This is a genomic window from Paraburkholderia sp. SARCC-3016, from assembly GCF_031119615.1.
In the GTDB taxonomy this organism is placed as follows: domain Bacteria; phylum Pseudomonadota; class Gammaproteobacteria; order Burkholderiales; family Burkholderiaceae; genus Paraburkholderia.
The window spans coordinates 96209-114977 of record NZ_JAVHZD010000007.1 but is presented as its reverse complement, the minus strand read 5'-3'; the positions used below and the strand labels follow the sequence as shown (position 1 = coordinate 114977).

Genomic DNA, 18769 nt, shown 5'->3' with positions numbered 1-18769 from the left:
TTCGTTTGAGTCGTGACAGGCTTCGCGGCGCTAGTTCAACAGTTCGGAAAACGGAATGAAGCGCACGGTCTCGCCGGCGCTGATCGCATGATTCGGCGGATTGTCGATGAGCCCGTCGCCCCATACCGTCGACGTCAGTACCGCCGAACTCTGGTTCGGGAACAGGTCGAGACCGCCGGCCGCGTTGACGCGCGCACGCAGAAACTCGTTGCGGCGATCGGCCTTCTGCTGCGTGAAATCGGCGCGCAGCGACAGCGCACGCGGCGCGACCGTGCGCACACCGGCCAGACGCAGCACGAACGGCCGCACGAATAGCAGAAACGTCGCGAAGCTCGAGACCGGGTTTCCGGGCAGACCGATAAAGAACGTTTCGGCGCGTGCGGTGGACGTGCTTGCCGTGCTGGCCGCGTCGCCGGCGCTGCTGCCGGCATGATCGGCGCCGCCAGCGGCGGTACGCCGCACAGCGCCGAATGCGAGCGGCTTGCCCGGCTTCATCGCGATCTGCCACATCGACAACCGCCCTTCCGCCTCGACGGCCGGTTTCACATGATCTTCCTCGCCGACCGACACGCCGCCGCAGGTCAGGATCAGATCGTGCTCGCGCGCCGCATCGCGCAGCGTCGCGCGCGTCGCATCGAGCCGGTCGGCCACGATGCCGTAGTCGGTCACGTCGCAACCGAGTTTCTCGAGCAGCCCGCGCAGCGTGAAGCGGTTCGAGTTATAGATCGCGCCCGGCTTCAACGGCTCGCCGGGCATGGTCAGTTCGTCGCCCGTGAAGAACACCGCGACTTTCACGCGGCGCTTCACGCGCAGTTCCGCGCAACCCACCGAGGCAGCGAGGCCGAGCGCTTGCGGCGTGAGGCGCGTGCCGGCCGGCAGGATCACCGAGCCGCGCCGGATATCGGCGCCTTGCTGCGTGATCCATTCGCCGGCCTTCGGCGTATGCAGCAGCGTGACGGCGTCGCCGGCGGCCTCGGTCTGCTCCTGCATGACGATCGCGTCGGCGCCGGGCGGCACGGTCGCGCCGGTGAAGATGCGCGCCGCCGTGCCCGCCGCCAGCGGCTGCGGCGCATGGCCGGCTGGAATGCGCTGCGATACAGGCAGGCGCCGGTCGCCATGCGCCAGGTCGGCCATGCGCACCGCGTAGCCATCCATCGAACTCGTGTGCATCGGCGGGACGTCGAGCGGCGAGATCACGTCGGCCGCGAGCACGCGGTTCAATGCGTCGAGCGTGGGCAAGGTTTCTTCGCCGTCGATCTGCACGGCGGCGCCGAGCAAAGTGGCGAGCGCATCGGCAGTCGACAGCAGCGGGGCGCGAGGTGCGGCGGGCGTGGGTGTGGACATCGGTAGCGGGCGCGGGCGGGACGAAAGGTTATTTATTGTAGTGCGCGCCTCTATGACGCGACAGACCCGGCGACACGCTTCGCGACATACGCCTTCACACGTTCGGCATCGGCCGGCAGCACATCGAAGCGCTGCGGCAGCGCTTCGAGTCCGACAAATGCCGCGGGCCGCTCCGGCTCGCGCAACAGCGCCTCGCGGATCGTCTCGCCGAATTTGATCGGCTGCGCGGTCTCGAGCACGATCATCGGGATGCCGGCCTGCAGATGCTCGCGCGCAACCTTGAGGCCATCGGCCGTATGCGTGTCGATCATCGTGTCGTAGCGCTCGAACACATCGCGAATCGTCTCGACGCGGCTCGCATGCGTGCTGCTGCCCGACACGAAGCCGAATTCCTTGACGCGCTTGAAATCGCCGCTTGCCGCGAGATCGAAGCCGCCCTTTTCCTCGACATCGCGGAACAGCTGCAGCACGCGCGCCGGGTCGCGGCCGAGCAGATCGAACACGAAACGCTCGAAGTTCGACGCCTTCGAGATATCCATGCTCGGGCTGCTCGTGTGATATGTCTCGGCGGCCTTGCGCACGCGGTAGATGCCGGTGCGGAAAAACTCGTCGAGCACGTCGTTTTCGTTCGTCGCGACGACGAGCCTTTCGATCGGCAAGCCCATCATGCGCGCGATATGACCGGCGCACACATTGCCGAAATTGCCCGACGGCACGGTGAACGACACGCGCTCGTCATTCGACTTCGTCGCGGCGAAATAGCCTTTGAAGTAGTAGACGACCTGCGCCACCACGCGCGCCCAGTTGATCGAATTGACGGTGCCGATCTTCTGCGCGGCCTTGAACGCGTGATCGTTCGAGACGGCTTTCACGATGTCCTGGCAATCGTCGAACACACCTTCGACCGCGATATTGAAGATGTTCGGATCTTGCAGGCTGTACATCTGCGCCGTCTGGAACGCGCTCATTTTCTTGTGCGGCGACAGCATGAACACGCGTATGCCCCGTTTGCCGCGCATCGCGTATTCAGCCGCGCTGCCGGTGTCGCCCGAGGTCGCGCCGAGAATATTCAGCGTTTCGCCATGCTTCGCGAGCGTGTACTCGAACAGGTTGCCAAGCAGTTGCATCGCCATGTCCTTGAACGCGAGCGTCGGCCCGTTCGACAGCTCGAGCAGCGAAAGCGGCGCGCCCTCCTCGATGCCGAGCGTTTTGAGCGGCGTGATCTGCGCCGCCTGCTCGTCGTCGCGCACGTTGCAGTACGTTTGCGGGGTGTAGGTGCGGCGCGTCAGTTCGCGCAGGTCGTCGGCGGGAATGTCGTCGCTGAATTTCGACAGGATTTCGAACGCGAGGTCGGCATACGGCAGCGCGCGCCAGCGCGCCAGTTCCTCGGCCGACACGCGCGGGTACGAGGACGGCAGATACAGGCCGCCGTCTTTCGCAAGGCCGCCGAGCAGAATGTCGGAAAACGAATGGCGTTCGCCTGCCCCGGCGCCGCGCGTGGAAATGTAGTTCATGAGAGAAGTCCGCTCGAGTTCAGTTCAACGATTCCATGCGCAGTTTCGTCACCTTCGAAACGACCGTGCGCAATGCCTCGATGTCTGCGATCGCCGCATTGACGTTCTTTTCGACCGTCTCGTGCGTGATCAGGATGATGTCCGTTTCGCCCTTGCCGTGATCGTCGACCTGCTCCGATTCCTTCTGCAGCAACGCGTCGATCGAAATGCCGGTATTCGCGAGAATGCGCGTGATATCGGCCAGCACGCCGGTCACGTCGGCCACGCGCAGACGCAGGTAATAGCCGCTCGTCACTTCGTCGATCGGCAGGATCGGCGTGTCGGAAAGCCGGTCGCGCTGGAAAGCGAGATGCGGCACGCGATGTTCGGGATCGGCCGTATGCAGCCGTGTCACGTCGACGAGGTCCGCGACCACAGCGGAGGCCGTCGGCTCCGCGCCCGCACCCTTGCCATAGTAGAGCGTCGTGCCGACCGCATCGCCATGCACGACCACCGCATTCATTGCGCCTTCGACGTTCGCAAGCAGGCGCTTGGCGGGAATCAGCGTCGGATGCGTGCGCAGTTCGATGCCCTTGACGGTGCGGCGCGTGATGCCGAGCAGCTTGATCCGGTAGCCAAGTTCCTCCGCATAGCGGATGTCGATAGCGGCGAGCTTGCTGATGCCTTCGACGTAGGCCTTGTCGAACTGCACGGGCACGCCGAACGCGATCGCGCTCATGATCGTCGCCTTGTGCGCGGCGTCGACGCCTTCGATATCGAACGTCGGATCGGCTTCGGCATAGCCGAGCTCCTGCGCGGCCTTCAGCGCCGTGGCGAAGTCGAGCCCGCGATCGCGCATCTCCGACAGAATGTAATTCGTCGTGCCGTTGATGATGCCCGCGATGTATTCGATGCGGTTCGCCGTGAGCCCTTCGCGCAGCGCCTTGATGATCGGGATGCCGCCCGCCACCGCCGCTTCGAACGCGACCATCACGCCGTTCTTGTGCGCGGCTTCGAAAATTTCCGTGCCGTGCACGGCGAGCAGCGCCTTGTTCGCCGTCACCACATGCTTGCGATTCGCGATCGCGCGCAACACGAGTTCGCGCGCGATGCCCGTGCCGCCGATCATCTCCGCGACGATGTCGATCGACGGATCGTCGACGACCGAGTTGAAGTCGTCGGTCACCGCCACGCCGGACGCATCGGCGCCATCCGCGTTCGCGAGCGCGCGCTTCGCTTTCTCCGGATTGCGCACCGCAAGGCGCGCAATCTCGATGTCGCGGCCGGCCCGCCGTTTGATTTCTTCCTGATTGCGGCGCAGCACCGTATAGGTGCCGCAGCCGACGGTGCCGAAGCCCAGCAGTCCAACTTTGATCGGTTCCATGCAGCGTGTGTGTTTCTGGTAAGAGTTTGAGGGAACGGGTAAGCGCAGGACCTGTATTTTAGGCGCTACCTCATACCGCGTGCCGCTTGCGGTAGCCGTCGAGAAAGCGCGCGATGCGGTTGATCGAGTCCGCGAGGTCGTCGACGTTCGGCAGGAACACCACGCGGAAGTGGTCCGGCGCCTTCCAGTTGAAGCCCGTGCCCTGCACGAGCAGTACACGCTCCTCGAGCAGCAGGTCGAGGATGAATTGCTGGTCGTTGTGGATCGGATAGAGCTTCGGGTCGAGCCGCGGAAACATATAGAGCGCCGCTTCCGGTTTCACGCAGGTCACGCCCGGAATGGCGGTCAGCATGTCGTAGGCGAGTTCGCGCTGCCGGTAGAGCCGCCCGCCCGGCGCGATCAGTTCGTTGATGCTCTGGTAGCCGCCAAGCGCCGTCTGGATGGCGTATTGGCCCGGCACGTTCGGACACAGCCGCATCGACGCAAGAATACCAAGCCCCTCGAAATAGTCCTTCGCACGGCGCCGGTTGTCGCCGCCGAGGCCCGACACCCACATCCAGCCGGCGCGGTAGCCGCACGACCGGTAGCTCTTGGAAAGACTGTTGAACGTGACCGTCAGCACGTCTTCGGACAGCGACGCGATCGCCGTGTGCTCGCGGCCGTCGTAGACGATCTTGTCGTAGACCTCGTCCGCGAAGATCACGAGACCGTGCTGGCGCGCGATTTCGATCAGTTCGAGCAGCAGTTCGTTCGAATACAGCGCGCCGGTCGGGTTGTTCGGGTTGATCACGACAAGCGCGCGCGTGTTCGACGTGATCTTCGCGCGGATGTCGTCCGGGTCCGGCATCCAGCGGTTCGATTCGTCGCAGATGTAGTGCACCGGCGTGCCGCCCGAGAGGCTCACGCCCGCGGTCCACAGCGGGTAATCGGGTGCCGGCAGCAGCACTTCGTCGCCGTCGTTGAGCAGGCCCTGCAGCGCCATCACGATCAGTTCGGAGGCGCCGTTGCCGATGTAAATATCGTCGAGTTCGACGCCGTGCACGCCCTTCTGCTGCGCGTAGTGCATGATCGCCTTGCGCGCCGCGAACACGCCTTTCGAATCGGAGTACCCGGACGATGTCGGCAGGTTCAGGATCATGTCCTGAATGATCTCGTCGGGCGCTTCGAAGCCAAACGGCGCGAGGTTGCCGATGTTCAGCTTGATGATGCGATGGCCTTCCTCTTCGAGCCGTTTCGCGTGTTCGAGAACGGGCCCGCGAATGTCGTAGCAGACATTGAGCAGCTTGTTGGATTTGAGTATGGGTTTCACGGCGGATTTCTCGACGGGCACACGCGGCACTGACAACGCGCGCAACAAATAATGGAACGAACCGCAAAAACGCCCGGAACACGAGTGGAACAAACACGCAGGCAATCAGCCAAACCGGATGAACGAGTGATTCAGCACGCCGTGCGCGGCATATCGATCTGGCCGGCCACGGCCCGCCGAGGTCCCGCTCAGGCCCCACTGAGGCCCCACACAGGCCCACTTGCAGCCCCACTGAGGTCGCGCTGCCGGCCGACGCGGACTGACCAGGCCGATCGGTCGGACAGGCTTGACGGGCGCCGCTGAACCGGCCTTGCCGGATGCGTGCGTCGCGGGTGTGCGTTCGCTTATGGCGACGTGCACAGCGCAAAGGGCCGCCGGGCGGCCAAAAAGCTATAATTTAGCGGATTTTGACCGACTTCCGCAATGCACCACGTGCGCGCAACCCCCGCCGCCCGGGCGTCGCGTCAGGCGTCAAGCGTGTTCGCCACCTATTCGTCGCAACTCACGGAATACCAGTTTGAAATTACACCAGGATTCGAGCGGCGCCCTCAATACCGTCACCGGTTACGGCGCCGACTACGTCGAAATCAATCTCGAACGTCATACCGGCAGCATCATCGTGTTGCCCGAACAACCGGTGATCGCATGGCCGGTTTCGTCGTTCGAGAACCTTGCCCCCGAGCACTTCGCGCTGCTGATCGAGCCGGCTCCCGAAGTCGTGATCTTCGGCAGCGGCGAACGGCTGCGCTTCCCTCATCCGCGGCTCACATCGGCGCTTGCGGCACAGCGCATCGGCGTCGAAACGATGGACTTCAAGGCGGCCTGCCGGACCTACAACATCCTGATGGCCGAAGGCCGCAAGGTCGCCGCCGCGCTTCTGATCGAGCAATAGCGGCGCGCGCAGGTCGGCAGCGACGCGCCGATCGAGTAAACTGCGCGGCGTTTCCCGAAGACGCACACCGCGACGCGGCGCGCGAGCAGCCTCGATGTGCGGCTCGACGTTCGGGCTTGACGCCGTTGCAAGGTGCGTCGATAAGGCTCCGTTAAGCTTCACCGCTGCATACTCACGGCGCGGCGCCGCGCGCAACGGCCGCCGGGACGTGCCGCGTAACAGAACGTTGCGGCCCGACCGCACTGGGGCAAGCGCCCTGGCTAGCATCGGGACCGGGCAAAAAAGCATTAACCAGGCACCAAACAAGGTTGAAATCAATGAACGATACGCCGTCCCGGCTACCGCTCAATCGCACCGTCATTCTGCTGTTGCTGATCGCGCTCGCGCTCATCTGGTTCGTGCCGCTCGGCTGGCGCCATCTGCTGCCGAGCGACGAGGGCCGCTACGCCGAAATGGCGCGCGAGATGTTCGCTACGGGCGACTGGATCACGCCGCGTTACAACGGCTACAAGTACTTCGAGAAGCCGCCGCTGCAGACCTGGGCCAACGCGTTGACGTTCGCGTGGTTCGGGCTCGGCGAGTGGCAGGCGCGCCTGTATACGGCGCTCACGGGCTTCGCGGGCGTGCTGCTCATCGGCTTCACCGGCGCGCGCGTGTTCAACGCGGCCACCGGCGTCTTCGCGGCAATCGTGCTCGCATGCTCGCCGTACTGGTATCTGATGGGCCACTTCAACACGCTCGACATGGCCCTGTCGTTCTGGATGGAGCTGTCGCTCTGCGCGCTGCTGCTCGCGCAGCGCCCGGACCTGCCCACGCGTGCCGTGCGCGGCTGGATGTGGACGTGCTGGGCCGCAATGGCGCTCGCGGTACTGTCAAAGGGATTGGTCGGCATCATCCTGCCGGGCGCCGTGCTCGTGCTGTACACGCTCGTCGCGCGCGACTGGGCGATCTGGAGACGCCTTTACCTGGTCAGCGGGCTCGTCGTGTTCTTCGCGATCGTCACGCCTTGGTTCGTGCTGGTCCAGCAACGCAACCCCGAGTTCTTCAACTTCTTTTTCGTGGTGCAGCAGTTCAGGCGTTATCTGACGCCCGAACAGAACCGCCCCGGCGCGTTCTACTACTTCGTACCGGTTATCCTGGTCGGGTTTCTGCCATGGCTGTCGGTCAGTGTGCAAAGCGTGCGGCGCGCGCTGCAAACACCGCGCCAGGCGAACGGCTTCGCGCCGATCGTCATGCTGCTTGTCTGGTCGGCTTTCATCTTCCTGTTCTTCAGCGCCTCGCATTCGAAGCTGCTGTCGTATACGCTGCCGATCGCGCCTGCGCTCGCGCTCGTGATCGGCATGTATTTGCCGCTCGTCACGAAGGCGCAGTTTCACCGCCATCTCACGGGCTATGCGCTGTTCCTCGTCGTCGTCGCGTTCGGCGCGGTCTTTCTCAGCCGTCTCGGCGACGATCGCAATCCGACCGCGCTCTACATCGAGTTCCGCACATGGGTTTTCGCCGCGCTCGCAGTGGGGTTCGCGCTGACGCTCGCCGCTATCTGGATCAACCGCAAAAGCCGCCACGGCATCGTCGGCGCGACGATCGCGTACGGCGCCGCCTGGCTTCTGCTCGCAACGATCGCCGGCACCGGCCATGATGTGTTCGGCCGGCTCAGTTCGGGCGCGCCGCTTGCGCCGGCGGTGCGCGCCGCGCTCGCGAAACTGCCGCCCGACACGCCGTTCTATTCGGTCGGCGTACTCGACCATACGATGCCGTTCTATGTGGGCCACACGATGATCATGGTCGAGCACGGCGACGAATTGACATTCGGCATCAGCGTCGAACCGCAAAAGTGGGTGCCGACGGTCGACGAATGGATCAAGCGCTGGAACGCGGACCGCTATGCACTTGCGTTGCTGCCGCCCGACCGCTATGCGTATCTTGCGGCGCAGCATCTGCCGATGCAGGTCGTCGCGCGCGATGCGCGGCGGGTCATCGTCGAAAAACCCGTAGCCGAAGCGCAACCGGCCGCTGCACTACCGCATGCGCAGCCGGATGCGCAACCCGGCGCACCGGCGTCCGGAGCCGCACCGGCCTCCGGCACCGCACCCTGACCTTCCCCCACCCCTCGATGAACCCGATCTCCCTCTTTTGCATTCTCGCGGGCGTCACGCTGAACGCGTGCGCGCAACTGCTGCTCAAGGCCGGCACGAATGCCGTTGGACACTTCGAATTCACCCGTGCGAACATCCTGCCCATCGGCTTCAGGCTGGCGACGCAATGGCCGATCATCGGCGGCTTGTGCTGCTATGTGGTGAGCGTCGCCGTGTGGATCGTCGGGCTGTCGCGCGTCGATGTTTCGATCGCCTATCCGATGCTCTCGCTCGGCTACGTGCTGAACGCCGTCGCCGCGTGGTACCTGTTCGGCGAAGTGCTGTCGGTCCAGCGCCTCGTCGGGATCGGCATCATTCTGGTCGGCGTGTTCGTGCTGGCGCGCAGCTAGCAAGCCGGTGCGACGCAGTACGGCAGGCGCTTCAGCGCCAGGCGGCCGGCGCCGCGCACATCGGCGCGAAAGGCCGTGCGCCTCTGCGCGCCGCTCGCCATGGCTTAAGCTTTGCGTCACGCGGTTGAAAGTATTCTTTATGCTGTCGGCATCGCGCCGTCTTCCTTATCGCTCAAGGTTCTCATGACCCAGTCATCCGTCCCGTTTTTGCCGTTCGTCCGCCCGGATATCGACGAAGAAACGATCCGCGGCGTCGCCGACGTGCTTCGCTCCGGCTGGATCACGACCGGGCCGCAGAACCAGGCATTCGAAGCGGCGTTGTCGGAATTCTGCGGCGGCCGCCCGGTGCGCACGTTCAACTCAGGCACGGCAACGCTCGAGGTCGGCTTGCGGATCGCCGGCGTCGGCCCCGGCGACGAGGTGATCACGACGCCCGCGTCGTGGGTCGCGACGGCCAATGTGATTCTCGAAACGGGCGCGACACCGGTCTTCGTCGATATCGATGCGCGCACGCGCAACATCGATCTGAACCTCGTCGAGCAGGCGATCACGCCGCGCACGAAGGCGATCATTCCCGTCTACCTCGCGGGCCTGCCCGTCGATATGGACCGGCTCTATGCGATCGCGCGCGAGCACAAGTTGCGCGTGATCGAAGACGCCGCGCAGGCGTTCGGTTCGACCTGGAACGGCGAGCGCATCGGCAAGCTCGGCGACATCGTCTCGTTCAGCTTCCACGCGAACAAGAATCTGACATCGATCGAGGGCGGCGCGCTCGTGCTCAACGACGAGGCGGAAGCCGTGCTCGCACAGAAGTACCGTCTGCAAGGCATTACGCGCACGGGCTTCGACGGCATGGACTGCGACGTGCTCGGCGGCAAGTACAACCTGACCGACGTCGCCGCGCGCGTCGGTCTCGGCCAGTTGCCGCGCCTCGAGGGCTTCACCGCGCAGCGCAGAAAACTCGCGCGCGCCTACTTCAACGGCTTTGCGGACGGCACCGCCGTGAAGCTCGGCATCGGCCTGCCGGTTGCCGACTTCGAAAACAGCAACTGGCACATGTTTCAGATCACGCTACCGCTCGAGAAGCTGTCCGTCGATCGTGCGGGCTTCATGGGCGCGCTGAAGGAACGCGGCATCGGTTCAGGCGTGCACTATCCGGCGATCCATCTGTTTTCGCTGTATCGTGCGCGCGGCTTCAGGGAAGGCATGTTCCCCCATGCCGAGCGCTTCGGCGCGACGACGGTCACGCTGCCGCTCTTCACGCAGATGAACGAACGCGACGTCGCGCGCGTCTGCCGCGCAGTCGACGAAATCTGCGAGCAGCACGGACGCTGAACGGACATCAGGCAAACCACGGACACACCACGCGGAATACAAGCGGACATGAGCCAAACGGAACAGCGCCGGGGACGACCCGAAGTGTCGATCATCATCCCGGTCTATAACGAGGAAGCCGGGCTGCACGCACTTTTTGCGCGCCTCTATCCGGCGCTCGACGCGCTCGGCACGGACTACGAAGCGATCTTCATCAACGACGGCAGCCGCGACAGATCGGCGGCGCTGCTCGCCGAGCAGTTTCGCGCGCGCCCCGACACGACGCGCGTGATCCTGCTCAACGGCAACTACGGCCAGCATATGGCGATTCTCGCGGGCTTCGAGCAGTCGCGCGGCGATATCGTCATCACGCTCGACGCGGACCTGCAGAACCCGCCCGAGGAAATCGGCAAGCTCGTTGCGAAGATGCGCGAGGGCTTCGACTATGTCGGCACGATCCGCATGCAGCGCCGCGACAGCCTGTGGCGCCGCAAGGCGTCGCAGGTGATGAACCGGCTGCGCGAGCGCATCACGCGCATCAAGATGACCGATCAGGGTTGCATGCTGCGCGCGTACAGCCGGCACATCATCGATACGATCAACCGTTGCGGCGAGATCAACACGTTTATTCCGGCGCTGGCGTACACGTTTTCGCAGAATCCCGTCGAAATCGAAGTCGCGCACGAAGAGCGTTTTGCCGGCGAATCGAAGTATTCGCTATACAGCCTGATTCGCCTGAACTTCGACCTCGTCACCGGCTTCTCGGTCGTGCCGCTGCAATGGCTGTCGTTTATCGGCGTGATTCTGTCGATGGGCTCGGCGGGCCTCTTCATGCTGCTGCTGATTCGCCGCTTTATCATCGGCGCGGAAGTGCAAGGCGTGTTCACGCTGTTCGCCATCACGTTCTTCCTGCTCGGCGTGATCATCTTCGCGCTCGGGCTGCTCGGCGAATATATCGGCCGCATCTATCAGCAGGTACGTGCGCGACCGCGTTATCTCGTGCAAACCATCCTCGAGCAACGCAACGGCGAAGCGGTCGCGGGCACGCCGCGCCAATCGGTCGTGCCGGCGGTACAGCCCGCGCACATCGTCGATCAGGGGCAAAACCCATGAAGCCGCGCGCCGTCGTGTTCGCGTATCACAACGTCGGCGTGCGCTGCCTGCAAGTGCTGCTGGCGCGCGGCGTCGATGTCGCGCTGGTCGTCACGCACGAAGACAATCCGAACGAGAACATCTGGTTCGGCAGCGTCGCGCAGGTCGCAGCCGAGCACGGCATCGCGTGCGTGACGCCGGCGGATCCGCGAAACGCCGAACTGCGCGCGACGGTCAGCGCGGCACAGCCCGACTTTATCTTCTCGTTCTATTACCGGCACATGCTGCCGCTCGATCTGCTCGCGATCGCCGGGCGCGGCGCGTACAACATGCATGGCTCGCTGCTGCCGAAATACCGCGGCCGCGTGCCGACGAACTGGGCAGTGCTGAACGGCGAAAGCGAAACCGGCGCGACGTTGCACGAAATGGCCGCGAAGCCCGATGCCGGCGCGATCGTCGCGCAGACGCCCGTGCCGATTCTGCCCGACGACACGGCCGCGCAAGTATTCGACAAGGTAACCGTCGCCGCCGAGCAAACGCTGTGGCGCGTACTGCCGGCACTGCTCGCAGGCGAAGCGCCGCATCTGCCGAACGATCTCGCGCAGGGCAGCTACTTCGGCGGCCGCAAGCCCGAAGACGGCCGCATCGACTGGACGCAGCCCGCGCAACGCGTCTACAACCTGATCCGCGCGGTTGCGCCGCCGTATCCAGGCGCTTTCACCGACCTCGGCGATCACCGCTTTATCGTTGCGCGCGCGCGTCTGATGGCGCCCGGCACCGGACCCGCAAATTTGCCGCCGGGCATCCACGTAAGCGATAATGTCTTTTTTGCGACATGCGGCGACGGCCGCGCGATCGCGATTCACGAACTTTGGCACGAGCGCCGCGGCGACACCGCCACGGACGAGGTCACATCCGCTGCGGTGCCCGCGGTCATGCCCGCAGTCGTACCGGCAGTCATACCCATAACGCCCGCCGAATTCACCCGGCTCACCCAACCTTCCCGTAACTGATGAAAAAAGTCCTGATTCTGGGCGTGAACGGCTTTATCGGCCATCACCTGTCCAAGCGCATTCTCGAAACGACCGACTGGGAAGTGTTCGGGATGGACATGCAAACGGAACGCCTCGGCGACCTCGTCAAGCACGAGCGCATGCATTTCTTCGAAGGCGACATCACGATCAACAAGGAATGGGTCGAGTATCACGTGAAGAAGTGCGACGTGATCCTGCCGCTCGTCGCGATCGCCACGCCGGCCACTTACGTGCAGCAGCCGCTGCGCGTGTTCGAGCTCGACTTCGAGGCGAACCTGCCGATCGTGCGTTCGGCGGTGAAGTACCGCAAGCACCTCGTGTTTCCGTCGACGTCCGAGGTGTACGGCATGTGCGCCGACGACGAATTCGATCCGGACGCGTCCGCCCTCACCTACGGCCCGATCAACAAGCCGCGCTGGATCTACGCGTGCTCGAAGCAGTTGATGGACCGCGTGATCTGGGGTTACGGCATGCAGGAGGGTTTGAACTTCACGCTGTTCCGTCCGTTCAACTGGATCGGCCCGGGGCTCGACTCGATCTATACGCCGAAGGAAGGCAGCTCGCGCGTCGTGACGCAGTTCCTCGGCCATATCGTGCGCGGCGAGAATATCAGCCTCGTCGACGGCGGCGCGCAAAAGCGTGCGTTTACCGATATCGACGACGGCATCGGCGCGCTGATGAAGATCATCGCGAACGACAACCGCATTGCGTCGGGCAAGATCTACAACATCGGCAACCCGAAGAACAACTACTCGGTGCGCGAACTCGCGCACAAGATGCTCGCGCTCGCGGCCGAGTTCCCCGAGTACGCGGACAACGCGAAGAAGGTGCAGCTCGTCGAGACCTCGTCGGGCGCGTACTACGGCGCCGGCTATCAGGACGTGCAGAACCGCGTGCCGAAGATCGACAACACGATGCAGGAACTCGGCTGGGCGCCGAAGTCGACGTTCGACGAAGCGCTGCGCAAGATCTTCGAAGCGTACCGCGGCCACGTGGCCGACGCGCGCGCGCTCGTCGAGTAAGCGTCCGACCGGCTCCGCTCGTTCGCAGAAGAAGGCCTGATTCCTTGGCTCGCATCGTTCTCAAGATCGACGTCGACACGCTGCGCGGCACCCGCGAAGGCGTGCCCAACCTCGCGCGCATTTTCGATCGCTTCAAGGCGCGCGCGACGTTCCTGTTCAGCCTCGGTCCCGACCACACGGGCTGGGCGATGCGCCGCGTGCTGCGGCCGGGGTTCCTGAAGAAGGTATCGCGCACGTCGGTGGTCGAGCATTACGGCATCCGTCAGCTGATGTACGGCGTGCTGCTGCCGGGGCCCGACATCGGCGTGCGCGCCGCCGCCGAGATGCGCGCGATTCATGAGGCCGGCTTCGAATGCGGCATTCACACGTGGGACCACGTGTACTGGCAAGACAACGTGCGCACGCGCGAGCGCGGCTGGACCGCCGCGCAGATGGAAAAAAGCCATGCGCGTTTCATCGACATTTTCGGCATGCCGCCCGCGACGCACGGCGCGGCCGGCTGGCAGATGAACGCCCATGCGTTCGAGCAGATCGACCGGTGGGGCATGCGCTACGCGTCCGACGGACGCGGCCATACGCCGTACTTCCCTGTGGTCGACGGCAAGACGCTCGCGCACGTGCAGATGCCCACTACCTTGCCGACGCTCGATGAAGTGCTCGGCGTCGACGGCATCGACGAAACCAATGTCGCCGCGTGGATGCTGAAACTGACCGCCGGCAATCCGCACGACCAGGTGTTCACGCTGCACGCCGAACTCGAAGGACAAAAGCTCGCGCCGGTGTTCGAGCAACTGCTCGAAGGCTGGCGCGCACAGGGCCACACGTTTGCGACGATGGGCGATTATCACGCCGCGCTAGACCGTGACACGCTGCCATCGTACCCTGTCGCGTGGGGCGAAATTCCGGGCCGCTCGGGCGAACTGATCGTCCAGCCCGACTGACGCGACGACGCTCGTTTGTGAGGCTCACTGGGAACACCCATCAGGGACGCGCATCAGCGACACGCGATCGCGACGGTCATTCGCGGCCACCATGGTCCGAATGGTCCGCGTCGATCCACATCGGTCATTTCAAGCCCCTCGGTCTCGCCAAGCTCGAGCCGGCGCGAGCGTGCATGCCAGAACCGGCACATGATCCGCACCGGCCATAACAATCGGAGAAACTCGTGCCCATCGCAGTCGATCAGCCCGTTCCCGACTTCACCGCCGCTGCAACCGGCGGCGATTTCACGCTATCCACTCTTCGGGGCAAGAAGGTGGTGCTGTATTTTTATCCGAAGGACAACACGCCAGGCTGCACGACCGAAGGTCTGCAGTTCCGCGACCTCTATCCGAAGTTCAGGAAGGCGGGCGCCGACATCGTCGGCGTCTCGCGCGACAGCGTGCGTTCGCACGAAAATTTCAAGTCGAAGCTGGAACTGCCGTTTACGCTGGTATCGGACCCGGACGAGACGCTCTGCACGCTGTTCGGCGTCATGAAACTGAAGAAAATGTATGGCAAGGAAGTACGTGGGATCGAACGCTCGACGTTCGTCATCGACGGGAACGGCGTGCTGCGTCTCGAGTGGCGTGGCGTGAAAGTGCCGGGCCACGTCGATGAGATTCTGGAGGCTGTACAAGCGCTGTGAGGCGCGTTATATTGGGCCGCAATGATTGCCTGTCCACCCTATATTTTGCGCTGTTGCGCACGCCGTCATCACGTTCGTCACACGCTTGACAACAACGCAAGCAGAAGCGACGTGAGAGCCGCAGGGCTTATGAGGCGTAACGCAACGCCCCAAGTCGAGCCGCTTGCCCCGTTCACCGGGGCGGCGGCTTTTTTAATTGCGCGCGGCTTCGTTGCGTCCGTTGCAACACTGCGCGCCCTCGTCAAGGAGCCGATCGAAAAACCGCGGAACCGGCATCACTAAACGAAGCGCGCCTGCCGGCGCAAACTGCGTGCGCAACACCGGCACGTTCAGGATGCGGCAGCCGGCGCACACGATATGTTGCACAGATCATTGCGCAGGTTATCGCCGCTCATCGCCAGCCGACGCAACCGGTCTATGCCCCCGATTCCATTCGAGGAAAACCATGCCTTTGCCTACTCCGCCCAGCAAACTCGGTAATCTGTTGCCGCCTGACGAATACAAGGCCAAAGCCCATCCGGCACGGCCTGCTCGAAAACAGGGGCATGAAGGGGAGCAAGCAGAGTCGCCCGAATACGGGCGCGCGAATGTCGCGGTTCCGATGACGGATGCGGCGAATGCGGCCACCACGCTGCGGCCGGTGCCCGTTGCGGCCGCGACGCTCGCCGGCATCGACGCGCCCGCCGTGCCGCCCGAACTGGCCGGCCCCGGCAGCTCGGCCCGCGGCCGCAAGACGAAGCAGACGGCAGCATTGCTGCAACCGATGCCGCCCGCGCCCTCGACGGAAGACGAAGCCGGTTTCGCGACGCCCGTAGTCGCGCGCCGCGGCAAGGCGCCTGCCGGCGCCGACACCGACGTGGCGGAGACTGCGTCCACGCCGCGCGGCGGTACGAAGAAGCGCGACACGAAGGGCGCGACGGTCGAAATCCGCAAGCTTTTCGTGCTCGACACGAACGTGCTGATGCACGATCCGACCAGCCTGTTCCGCTTCGAGGAGCACGATGTCTATCTGCCGATGATGACGCTCGAAGAACTCGACAACCACAAGAAAGGCATGTCGGAAGTTGCGCGCAATGCACGCCAGGTGAGCCGCACGCTCGATGCGCTCGTCGCGAACGCGGGTGCGATGAGCGAAGGCATTCCGCTCGCGCGTCTGGGTAGCCGCGAAGCGCTTGGGCATCTGTATTTCCAGACGAAGCTGACCGATATCGAGCCGGTCGAAGGCCTGCCGCAAGGCAAGGCCGACAACCAGATTCTCGGCGTCGTGCGCGCGCTGCAGCGCGACCGGCAGGATCGCCAGGTCGTGCTGGTATCGAAAGACATCAACATGCGGATCAAGGCGCACGCGCTCGGCCTGCCCGCGGAAGACTATTTCAACGACCAGGTTCTCGAAGACAAGGACCTGCTCTACAGCGGGATCCGTGCGCTGCCGCAGGACTTCTGGACGCGCCACGCGAAAGGCATGGAAAGCTGGCAGGACACGAAGACGGGCACCACGTACTACCGCGTGACCGGCCCGCTGTGCGCGTCGATGCTCGTCAACGAGTTCGTCTATCTCGAGCCGCAGAACGGCGAGCCGACGTTCCATGCGATCGTGCGCGAGATCAACGGCAAGACGGCGCTGCTGCAGACGCTGCGCGATTACGGCCACCACAAGAACAATGTGTGGGGCATCACGGCGCGCAACCGCGAGCAGAACTTCGCGCTGAATCTGCTCATGAATCCGGAAATCGACTTTGTCACGCTGCTCGGCCAGGCCGGAACCGGCAAGACGCTCGTCGCGCTCGCGGCGGGTCTTGCACAGGTGCTCGACGACAAGCGCTACAACGAAATCATCGTGACGCGCGCGACCGTGCCGGTCGGCGAGGACATCGGCTTTCTGCCGGGCACCGAAGAGGAAAAAATGCAGCCGTGGATGGGCGCATTCGACGACAACCTCGAAGTGCTGCAAAAAACCGACGATGCGGCCGGCGAATGGGGCCGCGCGGCGACGCAGGAGCTGATCCGCTCGCGCCTCAAGATCAAGAGCATGAACTTCATGCGCGGGCGAACCTTCGTCGACAAGTATCTGATCATCGACGAGGCGCAGAACCTGACGCCGAAGCAGATGAAAACGCTGGTCACGCGTGCAGGTCCCGGTACGAAAATCATCTGCCTCGGGAATATCGCGCAGATCGATACCCCTTATCTGACCGAAGGCAGCTCGGGACTGACGTATGTCGTCGACCGGTTCAAGGGTTGGGCGCACAGCGGACATGTGACGCTCGCGCGCGGCGAGCGCTCGAGATTGGCCGATTACGCGTCGGAGATTCTGTAGGCGGTCGAGCGGTTCCAGTCGAAGCATGGCGAATGCCGCTTCCGGCCCAGGCTGGAAGCGGCATTTTTACGGCCAAAGCTCAAAAGCAACAGTTAGCGCGTAAACCTCAAGTAATTTATCAAGTTTTCTTGCTCAGGCCAAGCTGGACGGGCTACCATCGAGCATCGTCCGTTTCCGGGCGAGCTTGGCGCTCGCCTCGCCATTCATGCGCCGTGCCGGTTCGATTGCTCCGGGGCTCACGCCCCTCCTGAGGCTCCTGACGCTGCTGCTGGCCGTGCTGCTCGCCGCCTGCTCCAGTGCGCCGCAGCGGACCGTCCGCGGCGGTGCGGGAGGCGCATCTTCGACGGCCGGCGCTTACCGCACGCCGCCCGGCTTCCCGCAGTTCGTCGATCACAGCGTCGGACGCGAGGAAATCTCGATTCAGGCGATGAGTCTCGTCGGCGTGCCGTACCGGTGGGGCGGCAATACGCCCGATGCCGGCTTCGACTGCAGCGGACTCGTCCACTATGTGGTCCAGCGCGCGGCCTCGGTAAATCTGCCGCGCACGACCGCCGACATGAGTTCGCGCGGCGCGTCGATCGCCCCCGACGAGATCGCGGCGGGCGACCTCGTTTTCTTCAACACGACCGGGCGGCCACATTCGCACGTCGGCATCTACGTCGGCAAGCTGCGCTTCGTCAACGCGCCGTCGACAGGCGGCACGGTACGGCTCGACTACCTGACCAATCCGTACTGGGCGAAACACTTCGACGGCATCCGGCGCGTTGCGCCGCCGCTCGCGCCGCCGAAGCCGACGCCGTTCGACGAGCCGACTTACGAGGCCGCGGCGCCGAAGGCTAATGGGGCTGTGAGCGAGAGCGCCGGAATCGCGCTCGCCGCGCCGGGCGGCGCATCGGCCGGCGCCCTAGACGCGGCGCCGCAAAGTGCAGCGGCCGAACAGACGCCGCTCACCGCGCAGCGCGACAGCCGCGTAGCAACCGCGCGTGCGCCGGGAAGCGCGACAACCGCGACAACCGCTGCCGTTGCGCCCGCTGCCGGATCCGCCGATGCGTTCGAACCACCGCCCTCCGCGATGAGCGCCGCGCAATCGCAGGCACGCGCGGCAGGCGCCGTGTCGCCGGCCGTTACGCCGGCACCGGAATCCGCACGCGCGCCGACACAGCCGGTCACGGCCAGCGCGCGCGCGCCCGACGCGATCGACGCGGCCGCCGATGCTTACGAGCCCCCGCCCTCGTCCGCGGTCGCCGCGGCACGCCAGGCGCAGGCCGCGCAGCGAACGCCGCAAGCAGCCGAATGGCAACGGCCGGCCCCGGGCGGCAGCGTGCAGATTATGCGTGCGTCGACCGACTCGCGCGGCGTCCCGGCTTCGACACAGACCAACGACGACCCGATTGCCGGCTTCGCAAACAGCAGCTATTGATCGCTCGAAAGCCCCCTGTCAGCGCGCCACTCGCAT

The 18769-nt window shown here is 64.5% G+C and carries 15 protein-coding genes; 11 read left to right on the top strand and 4 right to left on the bottom strand.

What is annotated here, in order from left to right:
* Positions 1-30 precede the first annotated feature (30 nt).
* From glp to QYH69_RS09300, 4 genes are all read right to left on the bottom strand, one after another.
* A complete protein-coding gene (gene glp / locus QYH69_RS09315; protein ID WP_308831591.1) occupies positions 31-1344 on the bottom strand; it encodes a gephyrin-like molybdotransferase Glp in 1314 nt (437 codons plus the stop codon).
* Between the two features lie 50 nt (positions 1345-1394).
* Positions 1395-2858 carry a threonine synthase gene (gene thrC, locus QYH69_RS09310; protein ID WP_308831590.1) on the bottom strand — a complete coding sequence of 488 codons (1464 nt, stop codon included), beginning with the start codon at positions 2856-2858 and terminating at the stop codon, positions 1395-1397.
* A 19-nt stretch (positions 2859-2877) separates the two neighbouring features.
* Positions 2878-4221 (bottom strand): homoserine dehydrogenase, encoded by a 1344-nt coding sequence (locus QYH69_RS09305; RefSeq protein WP_308831589.1) that lies wholly within the window; start codon positions 4219-4221, stop codon positions 2878-2880.
* A gap of 70 nt (positions 4222-4291) precedes the next feature.
* Positions 4292-5530 (bottom strand): pyridoxal phosphate-dependent aminotransferase, encoded by a 1239-nt coding sequence (locus QYH69_RS09300; RefSeq protein ID WP_308831588.1) that lies wholly within the window; start codon positions 5528-5530, stop codon positions 4292-4294.
* 517 nt (positions 5531-6047) lie between these two features.
* Here QYH69_RS09300 and QYH69_RS09295 point away from each other — a divergent pair.
* From QYH69_RS09295 to QYH69_RS09245, 11 genes are all read left to right on the top strand, one after another.
* On the top strand, positions 6048-6422 hold the full coding sequence (locus tag QYH69_RS09295) for an Mth938-like domain-containing protein (RefSeq protein WP_308831587.1): 375 nt from the start codon (positions 6048-6050) through the stop codon (positions 6420-6422).
* 317 nt (positions 6423-6739) lie between these two features.
* On the top strand, positions 6740-8518 hold the full coding sequence (locus QYH69_RS09290) for a glycosyltransferase family 39 protein (protein WP_308831586.1): 1779 nt from the start codon (positions 6740-6742) through the stop codon (positions 8516-8518).
* 17 nt (positions 8519-8535) lie between these two features.
* Positions 8536-8907, top strand: a complete 372-nt coding sequence (locus QYH69_RS09285; RefSeq protein WP_308831585.1) for an SMR family transporter — start codon at positions 8536-8538, stop codon at positions 8905-8907.
* A gap of 183 nt (positions 8908-9090) precedes the next feature.
* Entirely contained in the window at positions 9091-10242 is a 1152-nt protein-coding gene (locus QYH69_RS09280; RefSeq protein WP_308831584.1) for a DegT/DnrJ/EryC1/StrS aminotransferase family protein, read from the top strand.
* Between the two features lie 48 nt (positions 10243-10290).
* Positions 10291-11334 (top strand): glycosyltransferase, encoded by a 1044-nt coding sequence (locus QYH69_RS09275; RefSeq protein WP_308831583.1) that lies wholly within the window; start codon positions 10291-10293, stop codon positions 11332-11334.
* Positions 11331-12326 (top strand): formyltransferase, encoded by a 996-nt coding sequence (locus tag QYH69_RS09270; RefSeq protein ID WP_308831582.1) that lies wholly within the window; start codon positions 11331-11333, stop codon positions 12324-12326. The genes QYH69_RS09275 and QYH69_RS09270 overlap by 4 nt, the downstream gene beginning before the upstream one ends.
* A complete protein-coding gene (locus QYH69_RS09265) occupies positions 12326-13369 on the top strand; it encodes a bifunctional UDP-4-keto-pentose/UDP-xylose synthase (RefSeq protein ID WP_308831581.1) in 1044 nt (347 codons plus the stop codon). Before QYH69_RS09270 ends, QYH69_RS09265 begins: the two co-directional genes overlap by 1 nt.
* Positions 13370-13413: 44 nt before the next feature.
* Positions 13414-14310: a polysaccharide deacetylase family protein gene (locus QYH69_RS09260; protein ID WP_308831580.1), complete on the top strand. Its 897-nt coding sequence runs from the start codon at positions 13414-13416 to the stop codon at positions 14308-14310.
* A gap of 224 nt (positions 14311-14534) precedes the next feature.
* A complete protein-coding gene (locus QYH69_RS09255; protein ID WP_308831579.1) occupies positions 14535-14996 on the top strand; it encodes a peroxiredoxin in 462 nt (153 codons plus the stop codon).
* Positions 14997-15441: 445 nt separating this feature from the next.
* Complete coding sequence (locus QYH69_RS09250) at positions 15442-17313, top strand: PhoH family protein (protein WP_308831578.1); 1872 nt, start codon at positions 15442-15444, stop codon at positions 17311-17313.
* Positions 17314-17518: 205 nt separating this feature from the next.
* The gene (locus QYH69_RS09245; RefSeq protein ID WP_308831577.1) at positions 17519-18733 is read left to right on the top strand and encodes an NlpC/P60 family protein; all 1215 of its coding nucleotides are present in this window, start codon (positions 17519-17521) and stop codon (positions 18731-18733) included.
* Positions 18734-18769 lie beyond the last annotated feature (36 nt).

What these genes read in the sequence shown, in the direction of transcription:
- thrC (WP_308831590.1), bottom strand. Translation starts at nt 2,858, where the DNA reads ATGAACTACATTTCCACGCGCGGCGCCGGGGCAGGCGAACGCCATTCG.
- QYH69_RS09265 (WP_308831581.1), top strand. Translation starts at nt 12,326, where the DNA reads ATGAAAAAAGTCCTGATTCTGGGCGTGAACGGCTTTATCGGCCATCAC.
- QYH69_RS09290 (WP_308831586.1), top strand. Translation starts at nt 6,740, where the DNA reads ATGAACGATACGCCGTCCCGGCTACCGCTCAATCGCACCGTCATTCTG.
- glp (WP_308831591.1), bottom strand. Translation starts at nt 1,344, where the DNA reads ATGTCCACACCCACGCCCGCCGCACCTCGCGCCCCGCTGCTGTCGACT.
- QYH69_RS09305 (WP_308831589.1), bottom strand. Translation starts at nt 4,221, where the DNA reads ATGGAACCGATCAAAGTTGGACTGCTGGGCTTCGGCACCGTCGGCTGC.
- QYH69_RS09250 (WP_308831578.1), top strand. Translation starts at nt 15,442, where the DNA reads ATGCCTTTGCCTACTCCGCCCAGCAAACTCGGTAATCTGTTGCCGCCT.
- QYH69_RS09245 (WP_308831577.1), top strand. Translation starts at nt 17,519, where the DNA reads ATGCGCCGTGCCGGTTCGATTGCTCCGGGGCTCACGCCCCTCCTGAGG.
- QYH69_RS09285 (WP_308831585.1), top strand. Translation starts at nt 8,536, where the DNA reads ATGAACCCGATCTCCCTCTTTTGCATTCTCGCGGGCGTCACGCTGAAC.
- QYH69_RS09275 (WP_308831583.1), top strand. Translation starts at nt 10,291, where the DNA reads ATGAGCCAAACGGAACAGCGCCGGGGACGACCCGAAGTGTCGATCATC.
- QYH69_RS09280 (WP_308831584.1), top strand. Translation starts at nt 9,091, where the DNA reads ATGACCCAGTCATCCGTCCCGTTTTTGCCGTTCGTCCGCCCGGATATC.
- QYH69_RS09270 (WP_308831582.1), top strand. Translation starts at nt 11,331, where the DNA reads ATGAAGCCGCGCGCCGTCGTGTTCGCGTATCACAACGTCGGCGTGCGC.